At 29.6% G+C, this 19,506-nt stretch carries 14 protein-coding genes; 3 read left to right on the top strand and 11 right to left on the bottom strand.

The features are described from left to right. Nucleotides 1-50 precede the first annotated feature (50 nt). From AC2A4K_RS01970 to AC2A4K_RS01960, 3 genes are all read left to right on the top strand, one after another. Nucleotides 51-749, top strand: coding sequence for an ABC transporter ATP-binding protein (locus AC2A4K_RS01970; RefSeq protein WP_322504651.1), 699 nt, complete (start codon nt 51-53; stop codon nt 747-749). Nucleotides 750-758: 9 nt separating this feature from the next. Then, the gene (locus tag AC2A4K_RS01965) at nt 759-3,137 is read left to right on the top strand and encodes an ABC transporter permease (RefSeq protein ID WP_322504652.1); all 2,379 of its coding nucleotides are present in this window, start codon (nt 759-761) and stop codon (nt 3,135-3,137) included. Nucleotides 3,138-3,712: 575 nt separating this feature from the next. After that, on the top strand, nt 3,713-4,111 hold the full coding sequence (locus AC2A4K_RS01960) for an HsmA family protein (RefSeq protein ID WP_322504653.1): 399 nt from the start codon (nt 3,713-3,715) through the stop codon (nt 4,109-4,111). Nucleotides 4,112-4,408: 297 nt separating this feature from the next. Here AC2A4K_RS01960 and AC2A4K_RS01955 read toward each other — a convergent pair whose 3' ends face one another. The 11 genes from AC2A4K_RS01955 to AC2A4K_RS01905 all read right to left on the bottom strand — a co-directional run bounded on the left by AC2A4K_RS01955 (nt 4,409) and on the right by AC2A4K_RS01905 (nt 19,457). After that, a complete protein-coding gene (locus AC2A4K_RS01955) occupies nt 4,409-5,809 on the bottom strand; it encodes an FAD-binding oxidoreductase (RefSeq protein WP_322504654.1) in 1,401 nt (466 codons plus the stop codon). A 1-nt stretch (nt 5,810) separates the two neighbouring features. Further along, the gene (locus tag AC2A4K_RS01950) at nt 5,811-7,004 is read right to left on the bottom strand and encodes an electron transfer flavoprotein subunit alpha/FixB family protein (protein WP_322504655.1); all 1,194 of its coding nucleotides are present in this window, start codon (nt 7,002-7,004) and stop codon (nt 5,811-5,813) included. A gap of 12 nt (nt 7,005-7,016) precedes the next feature. After that, a complete protein-coding gene (locus AC2A4K_RS01945) occupies nt 7,017-7,805 on the bottom strand; it encodes an electron transfer flavoprotein subunit beta/FixA family protein (RefSeq protein WP_322504656.1) in 789 nt (262 codons plus the stop codon). Nucleotides 7,806-7,904: 99 nt separating this feature from the next. After that, nucleotides 7,905-9,428, bottom strand: a complete 1,524-nt coding sequence (locus AC2A4K_RS01940; RefSeq protein WP_322504657.1) for an L-lactate permease — start codon at nt 9,426-9,428, stop codon at nt 7,905-7,907. 236 nt (nt 9,429-9,664) lie between these two features. Then, nucleotides 9,665-10,351 carry a FadR/GntR family transcriptional regulator gene (locus AC2A4K_RS01935; RefSeq protein ID WP_322504658.1) on the bottom strand — a complete coding sequence of 229 codons (687 nt, stop codon included), beginning with the start codon at nt 10,349-10,351 and terminating at the stop codon, nt 9,665-9,667. Nucleotides 10,352-10,365: 14 nt separating this feature from the next. Continuing rightward, on the bottom strand, nt 10,366-11,919 hold the full coding sequence (locus AC2A4K_RS01930) for a MutS-related protein (RefSeq protein WP_322504704.1): 1,554 nt from the start codon (nt 11,917-11,919) through the stop codon (nt 10,366-10,368). A gap of 233 nt (nt 11,920-12,152) precedes the next feature. Then, entirely contained in the window at nt 12,153-13,157 is a 1,005-nt protein-coding gene (locus tag AC2A4K_RS01925; RefSeq protein WP_322504659.1) for an alpha/beta hydrolase, read from the bottom strand. Between the two features lie 292 nt (nt 13,158-13,449). Continuing rightward, nucleotides 13,450-14,301 carry a DegV family protein gene (locus AC2A4K_RS01920; RefSeq protein ID WP_322504660.1) on the bottom strand — a complete coding sequence of 284 codons (852 nt, stop codon included), beginning with the start codon at nt 14,299-14,301 and terminating at the stop codon, nt 13,450-13,452. 504 nt (nt 14,302-14,805) lie between these two features. Beyond that, nucleotides 14,806-16,785: an excinuclease ABC subunit UvrB gene (uvrB, locus tag AC2A4K_RS01915; RefSeq protein ID WP_322504661.1), complete on the bottom strand. Its 1,980-nt coding sequence runs from the start codon at nt 16,783-16,785 to the stop codon at nt 14,806-14,808. A gap of 89 nt (nt 16,786-16,874) precedes the next feature. After that, nucleotides 16,875-18,152: a PDZ domain-containing protein gene (locus tag AC2A4K_RS01910; RefSeq protein WP_322504662.1), complete on the bottom strand. Its 1,278-nt coding sequence runs from the start codon at nt 18,150-18,152 to the stop codon at nt 16,875-16,877. 21 nt (nt 18,153-18,173) lie between these two features. Beyond that, nucleotides 18,174-19,457: a S41 family peptidase gene (locus AC2A4K_RS01905; protein ID WP_322504663.1), complete on the bottom strand. Its 1,284-nt coding sequence runs from the start codon at nt 19,455-19,457 to the stop codon at nt 18,174-18,176. Nucleotides 19,458-19,506 lie beyond the last annotated feature (49 nt).

The following is a 19,506-nucleotide window of genomic DNA, read 5'->3' as shown; positions in this document are numbered from 1 at the left end:
TAGAAAGGAGGATTTAGTGAATAATCCTTTTAAATTTCACTAGAAAAATTATGATTACTTTAGAAAATGTATTTAAAACCTATAAAACTGGTGATGTGGAAACCCATGCCTTAAGAGGTGTTAGTCTTTCCATAAATGATGGCGAATTTATTGTTATTCTCGGTCCAAGTGGAAGTGGAAAAAGTACTTTATTAAATGTTATAAGTGGATTAGATAATATAACATCTGGAAGTATTAAATTTAATGGTGAAGAAATAAGTAAATATAAAGAAGATAAACTTACTGAATTCAGAAGAGATAATTTAGGTTTTATTTTTCAACAATATAATCTACTTCAAAATTTAACTGTTTATGAAAATATTCAAATGGGTGCTGATCTTAGTAAAAATCCATTAGATATTAATGAAACACTAAAACATGTTGGTTTAGAAAGTTCAAAGGATAAATATCCATCTCAACTTTCAGGTGGACAACAACAAAGGGTTTCCATAGCAAGAAGTGTTGTTAAGAACCCTAGCATAATGTTTTGTGATGAACCAACAGGTGCCTTAGATGAAGAAACAGCTAAGCAAGTATTAAATTTACTTCAAAAACTTAATAAAGAGTTAAAAACAACTACTGTAATAATAACTCATAATCCAAGTATAGCTAATATGGCTGACACAGTAATAAGAATGAATTCTGGAAAAATAGAAGAAATATACAAAAACAAAGAAAAACTTACTGCTAATGAGCTTAAATGGTCATAGGAGGATACTATGTTATATAAAAGTGTGTTTAAAACCTTCAAGAAAAAATGGGCTCAAATCTTAGCTATTGGATTAGTTATCTTTATAAGTTCATTTATTTATACAGTTATGGCATATGCCATAGATGGATTAAAAAAGCCTACAGAAGAATTTTTTAAAGAAAGCAAGCTAGAAGACTTCTCCATTGATATGTATACTGGACTAACTCAAAATGAAATGGAATATCTTCTTAAAAACAATCCTTCCCTTGTATCCGAACTAAGTGGGAGTTTTTACTTAAGTGATATAAAAAGATTAGATGAAAATCTATTTAATGAAATAATAGAAAATAGAAAAGAAGAATTTCTTTCTGACTATAATGGCTATGAATTAGAGCTTAGAGATTACAAAGACATCGACTATACTCTTAATGGAAAAGGAAATAAAGGAAGAGTTTTCAAAAATGGAATTACTATGAACCTTACTTATATCGAAGAAGGAAGGAAAGCTGAAAAAGATGATGAAATAACTATTGATAAGACCTATGCAAAAAATAATAATCTTAATATAGGTGATTATTTAGACTTAAATGGTAAGAAATATAAAATAGTTGGTTTCTCACTGCTTCCTGATTATAACTTACCTTTACTAGGTACAGATCTTATTATAGATAATAAAACTCAAAGCTTTATTATTATGACAGATAAAGCCTTTGATGAGTTAAAAGGTGACGAAAACTTTCATTTTTCTGGAGTTTCTAAAGGAGAATGGAATGAAAGTAAGTTTAAAACTGACATAGTTGATACTTATAAAGATAAAAGTAATCTAAATTTCATAACTAGCATTGTATCGACTCAAAATCAAATGAGAAGCGGTGGAATATATCTAGAACTTAAAGGTGGTAAAGCTATGAGTATGGGATTAAGTATAGTTATATCCTCCATAGCCATATTAATTGTTGCGATTCTTATTTATAAGATTTTAAGAGAAGAAAAAGGACAGATTGGTGTTCTTAAGGCCTTAGGATATAAAAACAAAAAAATAGCTAAGCCCTACATAGTGCTTATTCTATTAATGTCTTTACCTATGCTTATCTTAGGATATATAGGGGGATGGCTAGCTGCTGAACCACTAAAAAACATGTACCTAATGTTTTACCTATTACCATCAGTTCCTATAAGAGGTAATTTTGTAGTAGCTCTTACAGCTATTATTGTTCCATTAATCTTCTTCATAGGACTTTCTTCAATATTAATAATAAAAATGCTTTCTAAAAAGGCATTAGATTTACTTAGAAACTCTGAAACAAACAAGGTTTCGTTCTTAAATAAACTTACAAATAAAATACTTAAGAATGCTAAAGGTAAAACTAAATTTAAATACTCTTTTATCTTTAAGAATACAGCTAAATTCTTAGTATTCTTCTTTGGAGTGCTATTCTCAACTATCTTAATAGTTATGGCTTTAATGATGAGTAGCGTATTTAATAATCTTGGAACTAAGTATTATGAAAGAGTTGGTTATAATTATGAAGGCTTTATAGATAATACTAAGGAACTTCCTAAACTTAGTGCTGGAGAAGAAAAATTCCTACAGTATCCAAGTGCTTTGTATAAAGATGAAATGATAACCTTAATTGGATTATCTGAAGATAATAAACTTCATAAGCTTTATGATAAAGATAATAAGGATATTACTAAGGATTTAGATGATGGTATTGTAATGACTAGTAGCTTTGCTCTTAAAAATGGAATAAAGGTTGGAGATACAATAAAAGTTCAAATCAGAAATAAAGAAGATTCTTTAAAAATAGTTGGAGAAACTGATGAATATATTGGAGATAAGCTTTATATTTCTAGAAAAGAACTTAGTGAATTAATAAGTGATGAAAAAAATTCCGATCTTTATAATGGAGTTTTCTCAAAAGAAAAGTTAAATAGTAATGATTATGTAAGTGTTGTAAATAAAAACATAATACTTGAACAAAGTAAATCAATGCAAGGCTTTGTTAGAGTTTCAATATACTCAATGATAGCAAGTGCTGTATTTATAGCAGTAATAATAATGTTTGTCCTAACTTCACTAACTATTGAAGATAATACTTATAGTATCTCTCTACTAAAAGTTATGGGATATAATAAAAAAGAGGTTAACTCAATGATTCTAGATAGTTATAAGATATATACAATAATTGCTTACCTAATAGGACTACCATTAACCATAGTAAGCATGAACTTTGGAATGAAATATCTAGCCTCTGAATTTGGCATGATACTTCCTGTGAAACTTAGTCTACTACAAGCCATTTTAGGTTTTGTAATAGTTCTAATAATCTTCTATTTAGGAACATTTAGTGCTAAGAGAAAAATCAATAAAATCTCATTACAAGAAACATTAAAAAGAGAATAAACTAAAAGAATTATAAAAAATGTAAAACTCATCCTGTTAAATAGACATTATTAAAAATACTTTATTAAGTCTACTTAACAGGATTATTCTTATTCTAATTTCCACAGCTTATTCTCAAGCTTTTTTTCTTTTTTATTACATTTAACATAACTAACATTAAATTTAGTTTTTCTGGCTAGTTCTACTATTTCATCCCCTGTAAAATCGTTCTTTTTAAATTTAATACAATACTCATATTGACCCGACTCTTTTGGAAATAAGATAAATTACATTTTCTTCTTAAACTTCTTTAAAAAGACAATTTCTTTAAATATAAGTCAAATTAAACTTTATAAACTAACTATAAAACAATAAAAAATAATATTTTTAAACAAATTGTTAATAATTTTTCTCGTTATATCTATTAATTTTCTGTAAATATGTTATTATTAATATGAACCTAGTCCACAATCAAAGTTAGTAATTTTCATATATTAAAACAAACCAATAATATAAGATTTTTTTTAATATATGAAAACTTCAATTTAAGGACAGGCTATAAAATTTTATTCTAATTTAAGAAAGAAGGTTTTTTTATGCCTAAATTATTAATTCCCGCTATTATATTTATAACATTAGCATTAATATTTTACACAATCGGTGTTTGGAGTGAACACAGAGCAGGTATCTTAAAGAAAAAACATGTAATAATCTTCTGGTGTGGTTTAGTATGTGATACTCTTGGTACATATACAATGAGTAGAATCGTTGCATCCGGAACTGACACTAGCATTACTACAACAGACCTTTTAATACATCAATCAACAGGTATGCTTGCTATTATTTTAATGCTTATACATGCTGTTTGGGCAACAATTGTTCTAAACAAAGGTAGTGAAAAAGCAAAAGCTATATTCCACAAATTCAGTTTAGTAGTTTGGTTCATATGGCTTATCCCATACTTCGTAGGTATGTATATCGGAATGACATCATAAAAAATAAGAGCCTATTTATGGCTCTTTATTTTTTTATAAGGCTTCGTTTTAAACTAGTGTTGATTTTTAGATAGAACTGTAAGACCATCTTAATGAGCAGTTAGTATTGCATTATATGCGTAAGAATAATAGCGTTAAGAAGCTTTTTCTGTTTGAGCGTAGCGAGTTTAAAAGCTTTAGCTATTATTCTGAAGCAGTTGATAGTAATACTTTGCTAAATTAAGCTAGGTCTGAAGGGCTAGCTAAAAATCAACATTCACCTAAAACAGAGTCTTTTATTGCTAATTATAATCTTTATTACTCACAAACCTTACCTGGGTTTAAAATGTTATTAGGATCAAAGGCCAATTTTATTCCTCTCATAATATCAATTGTAGCTTTATTTAATGATTCATCTAAATATAGTTTTTTAGCTAATCCTATACCATGTTCTCCTGAAACTTGTCCATTAAGTTCTCTTTGTTTTCTATAAAGTATTTCCATAGCTTCACTAAGCTTTTTCTTCCATTCTTCTTCTGATAATTCATCTCTTAATATATAAATGTGTAAGTTTCCATCTCCGGCATGTCCAAAACTTCTTATTCTTATATTAAGGTCTTTTTCTACTTCATGAGTGAATTTTACAAACTCGGCTACCTTATTTCTTGGTACAACAACGTCTACCTCATCCATTTCACTTGTTGAAGCTTTTATAGCCTCTAAGAAAGCTCCTCTAGCTGACCATATTGATTCCTGTCTTTCCTCTGTATCTGATATAAATACATCTAAGGCTCCTTCTTTTAAACATATATCAGCCACTTTTTCATAGTAACCCTCAACCTCTTCTTTAGAGTTTCCATCAAAGCTTAATATTAAATAAGCATCTGCTGAGCTATCAGGAAATTTCTTCCCTAAGAATTCCTCTGCTGATATTATTACCTCTCTTTGCATAAACTCTATAGCTGTAGGTACATTCTTTGATTTTATTATTTTAGGAACTGTTTCTATTGCACTTTCTAAGTTCTTAAATGGAACTAATAAACTTATTACTTTTTTAGGTAGTGGTAAAAGTTTTAAAATTATCTTAGTTATTATTCCTAAAGTTCCTTCTGAACCAACCATTAAATCTTTCAAACTATATCCTGAGCTATTTTTAACAACCTTTCCACCTAGTTCTAAAACCTCTCCGTTTGGAAGGACAACTTCCATACCTCTTACATAGTCTCTTGTTACTCCGTATTTAACGGCTCTCATTCCTCCTGCATTTGTGCTAACATTACCACCTATAGTTGCTGTTTTTTCTCCTGGATCAGGTGGATAGAAGAAGTCATGCTCCTCAACAAACTTAGCTATTTCCATAAGAAGAACTCCTGGTTCAACTGTAAGAGTTAAGTTATTTTCATCTAATTCTAATATCTTATTCATTCCACTTAAATCTAAAAGGATTCCTCCGAATATTGGTACTGCAGCTCCAACAAGGCCTGTACCTGATCCTCTTACTGTTACAGGAATATTATTTTCATTGGCATACTTCATTATAGCTACAATCTCATCTCTATCCATTGCCTTAACAACAATATCCGGCATATGTCTTTCAGAACCTAATTCATCATGGGAATAATCTTCATTTATTTCTTCTCCAAGAAAAACTCTCTCATCATCATTTATTATTGCTTTTATAAATTCAATACCCTTGTTATTTATTTTATTGTAGTTCATATTAAAGCACTCCTTCCCCTTTTATCTTCTCAATAAGCTTAGGAACAACCTCATAAATGTCTCCAACTATTCCATAGTGAGCAACCTTAAATATAGGTGCTTTTTCATCTTTATTTATTGCAAATATATGATCTGAGTTATTCATTCCTGCTACAAATTGAATAGCTCCAGAAACGCCACAAGTTATTATAAGTTTTGGTCTTACTGTTCTTCCACTTAACCCAACTTGTTTATTTGCATCAGCCCATCCTGATTCTATAAGTGGTCTTGTAACTGCAAGCTCTCCTCCTACTAAATCAGCAAGTTCCTTTATCATTTCTAAATCTTTTTCTGATTTAACTCCTCTACCTGCCACAACTATTACCTCAGCATCTGATATGCTATGTTCTTTAGCCTTTTGTTTGATTTCTTTAACCTCTATATTTGATTCTAACTTATCTTTTTCTATTTCAAAGTATTTAATCTCTCCAGTACATTCTTCATTTCTTTCTGGAGCAGACATAACCTTATATCTAACTGTTGCCATTTGAGGTCTTGAATTTGGAGTTACTATTTGTGCCATAATATTACCACCAAAGGCAGGTCTTATTTGAACTAAATCTGTATTCTCTTTTATATCTAATATAGTACAGTCTGCTGTAAGACCTGTTCTACATCTTGCTGCAACTCTTGGAGCTAGTGATCTACCTAATGTTGTTGCACCAACTAATATTGAACATGGTTTAATCTTGTTTATAAAGTCATAAAAAACAGCTGTATATGGCTCTATTCTAAAGTTTTCAAGTTCTTTATAATCATATACAATAACTTCATCTACTCCATAATGTAAAAGCTCTCCAGCCTTGTCTTTTATTCCATTCCCCATGAATAAACAATATACTTTTTGATTAACCTTATCTGCAAGTTCTCTAGCTTTTCCTATAAGTTCTAAAGTTACTGGATGAATTTCTCCATTAACATGATCAACATAAACTGCTATACCATTCCATTCATCTTTGTTTACTAAAACCTTGTCCTCATCTTCTACGAACTCAAAAGCTCCTTTAGGTCCTTTTCTAACACAAACTTTACACATTCTACAACTTGCATTTATTTCAACTTTACCATCTACTATTTCCATAGCTCCAAAAGGACATATTTTTATTACACTATTTACATCATCTATTTTATCTTGATGAACTACTAATCTTCCCATGATTCTTACCTCCTAAATAAACTTAAGCTCTCTTAATTTATCTTCCATCTTTTCACTAAGCTCTGATGAATCACCTATCCAAATTTCATGTTTATCATTATTGCTTGGTGGAAATATTCTCTCAACCTGAGTTGGTGATCCATTTAATCCATATTTTTTCTCATCTTTATCTTCAAAATCACTTAAAGATATTACATTTATTTCTCTTTCATTGGTTTCAACTTTCTTTTTATAGGAAGGTAATCTAGGTTGAAAAATATCTTTATCCACAGTTAAAAGACAAGGATATTTAACTTCTAAAACTTCTATTGTATTAGGCATATCCATTTCAACTTTAATAAAATCATCATTAACATCTAAAATCCTTCTAACATTAGCTACATGAGGAATCCCTAAATATTCAGCCATTTCAGGACCAACCTGTGCTGTATCCCCATCAGTGGTTTGCTTACCACAAAGAATAATATCGAAGTCTCCACATTTTTTAACTCCTTGAGATAATGTATATGAAGTTGCTAATACATCGGCACCAGCAAATTTTCTATCTGAAACTAAAGTTCCTTCATCAGCCCCCATGGAATAGGCCTCTTTTATTACAGCCTTAGCTTGTGGTGGTCCCATACTTATAACTTTTATATCTCCACCTTTTTTCTCCTTTATCCTTAGCGCAGTCTCCAAGGCATATAAATCATATGGATTCATTTTAGAATCTACTCCATCTCTCTTTAAAACTCCTGTTTTTTCATCAACTTCAACCTTTGAAGTACCAGGAACTTGTTTGATACAAACCATAATCTTCATAAAAATCACTCCATTCCCTTTCTAACTCTATTTAATTGTTTATTAATTTAAAATAGAGACTTTAAATTATATAATTTTCTAATAAACGTTTTCAAAAAACTATGTGAAAATTAAGCTTCCTACATAACTTATTACACCTAATAAAATCACATATACTATACATACCTTTAATGTAGAGTTTAATATCTTTCCTTCTTTTCCAGCTAATCCTGTGGCAGCTGTTGCTACAGCTATGCTTTGAGGAGATATCATCTTACCAGCGGTGGCTCCACAAGTATTAGCAGCTGTTAACCATGCTGGACTTATTCCTAAAGAATTTGCAGCCTGTGCTTGAAGTTCACCAAATAAAACATTGGCAGAAGTATCACTTCCTGTAACAAAGGTTCCTAAAGCTCCAATAAAAGGTGCTATGAAAGCATAAAATGAACCAGTTACCATGACGAGAACAGTTGCTATGGATGCAACCATGCCACTATATCCCATTACTTTTGCTAAGGCTATTATTGAAAGTATTGTTATGGTGGACTTACCCATCTGTTTCATTGTCTTTCCCAAGATTTCAATCATTTCTTTAAAAGGAGCTCTTTGTATAAACCCTCCAATAAATGCGGCTATCAATATTAATACCCCTGGTGTTGTTATCCATACAAAGGTATATGGTTTAGCCCCTACTCCTGTATAAATATTGACTGAGGTCTTTATTTCATTTAATTTGTCATATAAGCTTGGAAATAATGGGCTAACTCCAATTATTATTACCAATATTAATATAAATGGTGAAAATGCTATTAGCACTTTTTTTAACTCAATTTTTTCTTCATTCTTCAAATTTTCACTTTTTTTATAGAATTTTTTTGCTATGAAAATTGTGACTAATAAAGAAACTATTGATCCCAAAACTGCTGGCAATTCAGGTCCTAAAAATTTTGCTACAATAACTTGTACAATACCAAAAGAAAGACCAGAAGCTAAGGTTATTCCAAATACCCCTTTTATGCCTTTCAAACTTTTCTCAGTTAAAGCAACCAATACAAAAGGAATTAACACCACAAAGAGAAATAATTGTATTACTACATAATAACTTAGTGGCTTTATAGGAATTCCTGATACATTAGATAACGTTATCACCGGAAGGCCAATCGCTCCAAAGGCAGTAGGAGTTGTATTAGCTACTAGGCAAATAACACATGCAAAAAAAGGATTAAATCCAAGGGCAGCCATTATTCCAACTGGAATTGCAACAGCTGTTCCAAAGCCAGCTACAGCTTCTAAAAATCCACCAAATCCCCATGCTAATATAAGAACCAGTATCCTTTTATCATCACTAACATCTGTTAGCATTGACTTTATAACATCCATAGCTTTTGTATGGACAACTAAGTTATAAGTAAATACTGCAGCTATAATAACTATCATTATTGGCCAAGTTCCCAAGGCAATGCCTTCTAAAGCCGCCGTTAAAGAATCTTGTATTGGCATTTTCCAAAAAAGTATGGAAAGTATTATGGTAATTATTAATGCTATTGGACATATTTTATGAGCTGGGATTTTAAGAGCTCCAAGACCTATAATTAGAATTATTATAGGTATAAGAGCAAGGAAAAACATAAGATACGTATTCAATTTTTTCACCTCTCATATAACCTTTATACCATTCAAGCAATTTGGTATGACCAATTTTATTTTATAAAATATAGCATATTAAAATAATATGCCATATTAAAATTTGTATACCAAACCTCTCTTTTATACCCTAAATTAACCATATACCTTTTAGATATTTTAGTCAATTTATCAAGTTATTATATAAGCTTATAATAGATTAAAAAATACTTTAATTTTAAATGAAGTTTGTATAACTAAATATTTTCCTTTATTAATTCAAAATGCTCCTGCATATGTTTATATGCAGAATAGGCATCTCTATTTTTTATAGCTAAATATATCTTTTCATGAAAATCTAATAATTTTCCCTTATTATTTTCATTGCTTAAAATAGCTCTTCTTCCTTCACTTATAAATTTGTCTACTAATTCAGAAACGCCTTCTAATAGATTTGTTATAAGCACATTATTTGCTCCCTTAACAATAATGCTATGAAATTCGCTATCAATTCTAACATTCTCTTCTTCATTAGTAGATGTTTTAAATCTCTCAACAAGTTCACCAAGTTTTTTCAAATCTTCTTCTGATATTCTCATTACAGATAAAAATATAGTTGATAACTCTAGAACTTCTCTTAGTTCAAATATATCTTTATTAGTTCCATTTTGAAGCATAAATACTATAGAAAGCGGCTCTAATAATACATCATCAAATTCTTCTCTTATATAATTTCCTGCACCCTGTCTACTTTCTATTAATCCAACAACCTCTAGTGCTCTCATAGCTTCTCTTATAGAAGTTCTACTTACTTGTAGTTCCTCTGCCATAACTCTCTCTGTAGGAAGTTTATCCCCTTTTTTTATTTGTCCTACTCTTACCATTTCTTTTATTTGATCAACAACCTGTTCATAAACTTTCGTGTTTTTAACTGGTTTAAACATCCTAACAATCCTTTCTAAATAAAACCTTCTAACTTTTCTGATCTTTCATATGCTTTCTTTATTATATCCTTTGGATATCCTATATAATCTAATAATTTTATAGCATTTCTAGTTTTAGAAACTCCTTTTTTAAGCTTATAATCAAAGCTTAAACCTTCTTTACTATTAACACTTTCACTAAAATAATAAAATTCATAATTATTCTTTAATATATCAACTAATTCTCTATCATGAGTAGCCACTATAGATATACTATTTTTCTTATTTATATAAGTAAGTATTTCAGCTGAAGCTGATATTCTCTCTATAGGATTTGTTCCTCTAAATATTTCGTCAATTGGACAGAATACTGGTAAGTCATTATCTAATGCCTTTATTATTCTTAAAATTGACTCTGCCTCTGCCATGTAAAAACTCTTACCACTACTTAAATCATCATTTGGACTTATTGAAGTTACTATATTTAATATAGGTGCTTCATATTTTTCTGCCAAAACAAAATCAAAGGTTTGAGCCAAGATCATATTTACTCCTAACATTCTTAAGAAAGTAGATTTACCTGACATATTAGTTCCTGTAAGAACAATTCCTCTCTTATTCATACCTATTGAGTTAGCTACTGGATTTTCTATAATTGGATGTATTCCATTTTTAATTCTTAATGTAGTCTCTTTTATAAATTTAGGTTTATTAATTCTATCTTTTTCTTCTACTTCATAGCTTCCAACAGATATTATAGCCTCAATATTGCCTAAATCTCTATAGAGATTTAAAATTGAAACTTTATTATTCTCTATAGCATCAGCAGTTTTATAATAAGCTGCCTCTTCTAATAAAAATAATAAAGATATAAATTCAAATACTCCCCCCCACATATTAGCGAAGCCTATTATTTGAGTATTTCTATCTATGGATTTTAACTTATTTAAATTTTCATTTATTTCTTCTTTAAAGCTATCTAAGCCTTTATCTTTAATGGCCATTATTTTTTTAGCTGATTTAATTACTTTTCTTAAATAAATTAATCCATTAGATTTAATATGTTCTCTTTCTTTACTATTTAAATACATATTAAAAAAACTTAAAAACATAAATATAAGCATTGCTCTTATATCTACGAATATAGCAGTAAGTATTAGTATTGCTGGTAACACCTTACCTAGTATTGTATATGCATAGTACTTAAATTGATTAGATTCTATTAATTTCTCATCTATCATATCTAGTAGACTATTTTTCTTATCCATTCCTAAATCAAAAAATATTCCTAAAATCTTAGTTCTTACTTTTTCATTTTCTTTAAAATACTCTATGGTATTATTTCTATCATTCAACTTTTTTTCATCATTCAAAGGATGTCTAAGCATTGAATAAAGTGCAGCTTCTCCTACACTGCTGTAGTTTCTATCTAACTTTGAATAAACCTTATCCAAATCTAAATCATGCCAAGTTTGTTCATCTATATGATATTCTCCTTTTTCGCTCATATCATATAATTTTCTTATGTTCTTAAAATTTCTTTTTTTATCCATTGGCTCTGCATAATCATATCTTATTAACCTTAACATTCTTTCTCTTGGAAAAATCTGCTCTTTTAAAGACATTAGTAAGGTTTTATCATTTTCATAACTCATCTTAAAGCTCCTCATTAACATAAAAAATTTATTGTCTTAATTATATAGTTTTTTCTAATAAAAGGGAAATTACTTGCAATTTAAAATTTGCTTTTATTATAGACATAATTAAATAAAGCCTAGAGTTGCTTACCCTAAGCCTTATTCTCTATTATTTTTTTAGAAACTTAGAACTTCGTATTAAAAAGTATGAAATTCAAAACTTTAAAGCCTAATTCAAACACTTCATTTACATCTACTTGTGAAAAGTCATGTCCACTATTTTCTAAAGTTAAGATTTGAACGTTATTTCCTTCAGCTTTACTCTTATTATATAAGTCAATAGAATTGCTGTAAGGAACTAACTTATCTTGGCGTCCATGAACTATTAATGTCCTAGGTAAATTAGGTTTAATATAATTTATTGGACTATATTTATTCATGTATTCTTCTATACTTTGATTTCCTCTTAATTGACTTTCTGTTTTTGCTATAGAATTATTTAAATCCCATGATGCCATCCCCATATCTAAAGTATCTAGTTCTGTTGGGCCAAAGAAATCTACTACATATTTAACCTTTGATGGATAATTAGCAAGTTCTTTGTCATCAACAAATTCATCCTCCTCACTATATGTTGCTAATAGAGATAAATGAGCTCCAGCAGAAGCCCCTATGACTCCTATTTCATTTGTATTAAATCCATAAGTATCCTTGTTTTTATAAACCCATCTTATAGCATCCTTAACATCTGATGCCTGTTTATCGAAATCAACCTTATTACTAGCAAGTTCATATCCTACGCTTATTATAGTATATCCTTCTTTTCTAAAAGAATCTAAAAGAGGTGCTATAACATCAGGAATTACCTTATCTCCATAAACCCAGCTCCCACCATGAACATATAGAATTACTGGTGAACCATGCTTTAACTTCTTTTCTGGCCCATAAATATCTAAAGCCTGTGGTTTTCCATTAGTATCTTTATAAACCACATCTTTAAAATCCATATCTTCACTCATTTTCATATTTTTTAACTCATCTATACTTGGTGGATTTTCTTTTAAAGCTACATATTCTTTTCCTATGTTTATATAAAATCCTATTTGTCCTCTAAAATAATAAGCTAAGGCTCCAACTACTATTATTAAACTTAAAAACAATACTCCTATCACCTTTAAAAATTTTTTCATCTTATTCCCCCAATACCTATTAATCTATAAATTTTAATTTATTTATTACTCAAAATCATATCAAAAGTTTCACTGTTAAATTTTATAAAAAAGTTACGTTTTAATAAGATATTTCTTTATTTTGAGAAGATTTTATAAATTTACTCCCCATACAAAGAGAAGTTTTAATATTTAAAATAACATAAATTAATAAAAATAGAAATAGAAAAACTCTGGACTTTTAACCAGAGTTTTTCTATTATCAAACTAAATCTTTTTTTTATATGCTTCTAAAGTTACTTTTACTTATATATTAAGATTCTCTAGCGTAAGCTATTCCTACACTTTTAACACCAACATGTACACCTATAACTGCACTAATTTCACCTATCATTGAATCTAAATCTAATTCATCTTTAAGTCTCTTAGCTAAATCCTTAGCCTCGTCTTCAGCTAATATATGACATACAACTGCTTTCTTTATTCCTTTTTCTTTTAAATCATGTCTAGCTACGTCTATAATCTTATCTATAGCTCTCTTCTTCGTTCTAACTTTATCCATTACTACAACAGCACCTTCTTTAACTGTTAATATTGGATTTATTTTTAGAACTTTTCCAAATAATGCGGCAGCTCCACCTATTCTTCCACCTTTTTTAAGATTATCTAAAGTACCTGGAATAAATATAATCTCTGATTCTTTTATAGTATTTCTAACTATTTTTGAAACTTCATCAAAATCTTTTCCTTCTTGAGCAGCCTTTGCTCCTTCTAATACACCGATTCCAAGTGCCATTACTGAAGTTTGAGAATCTATAAGATCAATCTTAACATCAGGATATTTTTCTAAAATCATATCTTTTATTATATGTGATGTTGTATATGTTCCACTTAATTTAGATGATATAAACGCTGCAACTATATCATGACCATCCTTAGCAAATTTCTCAAAAGCATTATAGAATTCATCTATTGATGGTTGAGATGAAGTTGGAAGTTTATCACATTTCGCTAGCTCGTCATAAAAAGCTTCACTATCTATGTCTACCTCCTTATAACTTTTTCCATTCATTATAACGCTTAAAGATACTATCTCTACTCCGTACTTTTCTGCTAAATCTTTTGGTATGCAGCTAGTACTATCTGTAATTACTTTAACAGCCATATATTCCTCCTAAAACTTAAACACATTCTTTTAGTTCTTTAGATTTAACCATAATATCAAAATTAAATCCTATTACTAATCACTATACATAGTGCTATTACTTATATATTTATGCTTTTTCTTTATATTATATTTTATCTTAGTTTATTAATTATATAGCTTATAAGTTTATATAAATCACTTAGATAAATTTAATCAAGAGAAGAATCTTACCTCTCTTAATTATCAACTCTTATACTAGTCCATAAGCTAGTTCCTATAAAATGTCATAGGAACTAACTTCTTGGTTCTAACAATCTATTATTCATTTTAACATTTAATTTAAATTTGTAAAACGTTTTTCACTATACTAATTATTTTATTAGATAAATTCAACGTAATTCCTTCGTGAAATATACTAATTAACTAATTGTTAGCAATTTCAATACTCACTTTTATAGATCTAATATCAAAATTACCACCTAAATAGACCTATGATTTACTTTACATGCAGTAAAATTTATTTTACTTAGTATTTTTCTTTAAGTCCTTTATTATATCTCTAAGCTCAGCGGCTCTTTCAAATTGAAGATTTTTAGCTGCTTCTTTCATTTCTTCTTCATATTGTTCTATAAGTTTTTCTATCGGAATATCTTTCTTACCGGCTTTTTTAACCTCAGTTTCATAGCTTTCTTTTTCTTCTGAAACCTTAGTAGCCTCTATTATATCCCTTACTCCCTTAATTACAGTAGTTGGAGTAATTCCATGTTCTTCATTATATTCCATTTGAATAACTCTTCTTCTTTCTGTTTCTTTAATAGACTTATTCATAGACTTAGTAATGTTATCAGCATACATTATTACTTTACTTTCAGAGTTTCTAGCCGCTCTTCCTATAGTCTGTATTAAAGATGTTTCAGATCTTAAGAATCCTTCCTTATCAGCATCTAATATAGCAACTAAAGCAACCTCTGGTATATCTAACCCCTCTCTTAAAAGGTTAATTCCTATTAATACATCAACTTCTCCAAGCCTAAGTTCTCTTATTATCTTCATTCTTTCTAATGTATCTATATCTGAATGCATATATGTAGCCTTAACATTTAAGTCTTTTAAATACTTAGTTAAATCCTCAGCCATTCTCTTTGTAAGAGTTGTTATAAGAACTCTAAAACCTCTTTGTACAGTTCTTTGGATTTCTCCATAAAGATCATCAATCTGTCCTTGAATAGGTCTTATCTCTATTACAGGATCTAAAAGTCCTGTAGGTCTTATTATTTGTTCTGCCACAGTCTTAGAATGATCTATTTCATAGTCTCCTGGAGTTGCACTTACGAAAACTACTTGGTTTATCTTACTCTCAAACTCAGTAAATTTAAGAGGTCTATTATCAAAAGCACAAGGTAATCTAAAACCAAAATCAACTAAAGATGTTTTTCTTGACCTATCCCCTGCGTACATAGCTCTAACTTGAGGTAATGTAACATGGCTTTCATCTATAAACATTAAGAAATCTTCAGGGAAATAATCAAGTAAGGTTTGAGGTGGAGTTCCAGGTGCTCTACCATCTAAAATTCTTGAGTAATTCTCTATTCCTTGACAATATCCCATCTCTCTAATCATTTCTATATCATAGTTTGTTCTCTGTTTAAGTCTTTGTGCCTCTAGTATTTTATCCTCAGCTGTAAGAACCTTTAATCTGTCTTCAAGTTCATCTTCTATTATACTTATTGATTTTTCTAGTGTTTCATGAGAAGCAGCAAAGTGAGATGCTGGAGTTATAAGCACATGTTGTCTTTCTCCAATTATATTTCCTGTTAAAACATCAAACTCTCTTATTCTATCTATTTCATCTCCAAAGAACTCAACCCTAATCCCCTTTGATGATGAAGAGGAAGGAATTACATCTAAATTATCTCCTCTTACTCTAAAGGTTCCTCTGGCAAAGTCTATATCGTTTCTTTCGTATTGTATTTCTATAAGTTTTTTAATAACTTCATCTCTATCCTTAACCATTCCGGGTCTTAATGAAAGAGTAAGTTTCTTATATTCTTCTGGGTTACCTAGTCCATATATACATGATACTGAGGCAACTATTATTACATCTCTTCTCTCTAAAAGTGCTGATGTAGCTGAGTGACGCAACTTATCAATTTCATCATTAATAGATGCATCTTTCTCTATAAAAGTATCTGTTTGAGGCACATATGCTTCTGGTTGATAATAATCATAATATGAAACAAAATATTCAACTATATTATCTGGAAAAAATTCTTTAAACTCAGCACAAAGTTGAGCTGCTAAAGTCTTATTGTGTGCCAATATAAGTGTTGGCTTTTGAGTTCTTTCTATGATATTTGCCATAGTAAAAGTCTTTCCTGATCCTGTGACTCCTAAAAGAGTCTGTCCTCTATTATCACTTTCTATAGATTTTACTAAAGTATCTATTGCCTTAGGTTGATCACCAGTAGGCTTAAACTTTGATTGTATTTTAAATTCTCCCATAACTTTCCCTCCTTGCTATAAAAGGGCTGTATCAAATTTACTTTTAATTAATTATGTAAATATTTGATACAGCCACATTAAACCATTATTTATTTTTTTGCCTCTTCATCATTATTAGCTTTTCTAAGTTTTTCTAACAACTCATCAATTTCCCTATCAAAAGATACTCCTTTTGGAACTAATACTACTCCAAATAACTTACCTCTATCTTCGCCTGTAATAATATGCTTCTCAATAGTTCCATTATTTTTTCTTATCTCAAGATCAACTCCATAAAAATTCTTTTTTATTGCCATAAAGACTTCTTTTTCATTTTTAGGAGTTTCACCATTAACCTTGATTATTTTATCTCCACTTCTCAATCCTTTTGTATATGCAATAGAATTTGGAAGTACATCTAAAATACATATCTCTTCACTATTTGAAAAATATAATGGTTCTCTCATAACTTCTAGTTTTCTTTCTATATTAAGTCTTAATTCATATAGTAAAGGAACTAAAACAATTAATATAATGGTAAAAACAAGATTTTCTCTTAATAAATAAGCTAATATTATAACTAATATACCATATACAATGTTAAATAATCCAGAACTCAAAGTCTTTCTTCTCTTACTTTGAGTAAATGTAGATGACTCATATGAAGTTACTCCATACGCTGCTATAGTTCCTAAGGCTGTTATACTCATTATAGTAAGAGCTTTTTCTCCATAAAAAAATGGTAACCATTGTGGAAAATCTTTAACTTCATTGATTATTGAAAGCCCACTATTAGTTCCTAATACAACTAAAAGACATACAGGTAATGCCCAAAATCGTCTAAAACTAAATCCACCAACAAGCTCTCCATCCTTTTGAGTAAATATAGGCAAGTATCCTTTATCTCCATCAATCATTGTTAGGATTCCTTCAACAATTGAAAATACTCCTATCAATGCAATTATTGATGTTAAATTAATAGAGAAACTAAAGCCATTCCCCAAATATTCAGCATTACTATTCAGTAAGACACCTATTACTCCTAATACCGGGGCTATATATGGTATTTTAATAAATCTATTTTTATACACAATAGAAAATACTGATACTGTTAAAATAATGTCTATTAAAGATCTATCTTCAAAAGTTACTCCTAAAAAACTTAGTAATAAACTTGCTATTACACCACCTAGTATTCCCATTAAGCTTTGTAATAAAGTCATCTCAAGAGGAGACTGTACGCTCCTCCCAAGCATTAACTTTTGCATAAATGCTATTTTCCTATTTTTAAAATAGAATAAGATAGCTATTACTATTAACATTAAAGATAAGGTAGGACTTATTAATGCGTATGATATTGCCCTTATATTTTCTATAAGTAAATTCATTTTAAGTCCTCCAAAATTTTATTATTTTACTTTTCCTTGTATGATTTCTAAAGCCTTTTCAAACTGTGGATCGGTACTTCTTGAATATGGACTTTCCTTAAGCTCTGCTGGATACTCTACTGTAACATCAGGTGCTATACCTTTTTTGTGGATATTCTCTCCATTTGGAGTATAATATTTTGAGATAGTTACCTTTAAAGCAGTTCCATCCTTTTCTTGCCCAATCTTATCTAAAACAACTTGAACTATTCCTTTTCCAAATGTTGTTGTTCCAACTAAAGTACCTAAATCATAATCTCTAATAGCTCCTGCAACAATCTCTGATGCAGAGGCAGTTCCTCCATCAATTAAAACAACTAATGGCATACCTTGTGCTATTCCACCTTTAGATACGCTTTCTTCTTTATTGCCATACTTATCTATTGTAGACACTATAACCTTATCCTTTGGAACAAAGTTTGATACTAGATCTACACATTCCTTCATAAACCCTCCTGGATTTCCTCTTAAATCAAGTATTAATCCCTTCATTCCTTTATCTTCTAAAGCTTTTAAATGATTCTCAAAATCTTTTGCTGTTCCTTCATCAAAAGCTAATACTTGAATATACCCAATATCTCCATCAATCATTTCACTTTTTACGTTAACTGTCTTGACTACATCTCTCATGACATCAACATCAAATTCGCCTTTACCTTCTCTATATAATGTTAATTTTATATTTTCTTTTGTAGTTCCTTTCATCATTGATACAGCTTTATCTAATTCTTCTCCTGAGACTGCTTCTCCATTAATCTTTAGTATAACATCTCCTGTTTTTACTCCTGCCTTTTCAGCTGGACCGCCTTCAATAGGTGAAGCAACTACTATTTTATTATCCTTAACTCTTACTTGAATTCCAACTCCCATATAGTTTCCTTGACTTTTTTCTTTAAAATCTGAAAACTCTTTTTCATTCATATAGTAAGTATATTGATCTCCTAAAGATGCAACCATACCTTTTATGGCACCTTCGGCTAATTTGCTATCATCTATTTGACCATCATACCATCTATAAAGCATTTCTCTTATCTCTAATACCTTTTTGAAATTTTCTGTATCATTCACATTTTCTAATGATGCCTGAACAGTATTAACATTAGTTATTGGTAAAACTCCAAAGGCAGTAAGCCGATTACCAGCATAAACAGAAATTCCAACTATAAGAGCTAAAGCTACACCCATGGCCACAACTCTCAATCTTTTTTTCATCTTATGATTTTTATTATTCTCATTTTCCTTTTTTTCATCGTCTTTATGACTCATAAAACCCACCCTTTCAAAAAAAAAGCTTAAAATACACTATATTTAAATA

This window comes from Clostridium sp. LIBA-8841, assembly GCF_057782475.1.
This window is presented reverse-complemented; position numbering and strand designations above follow the sequence as displayed.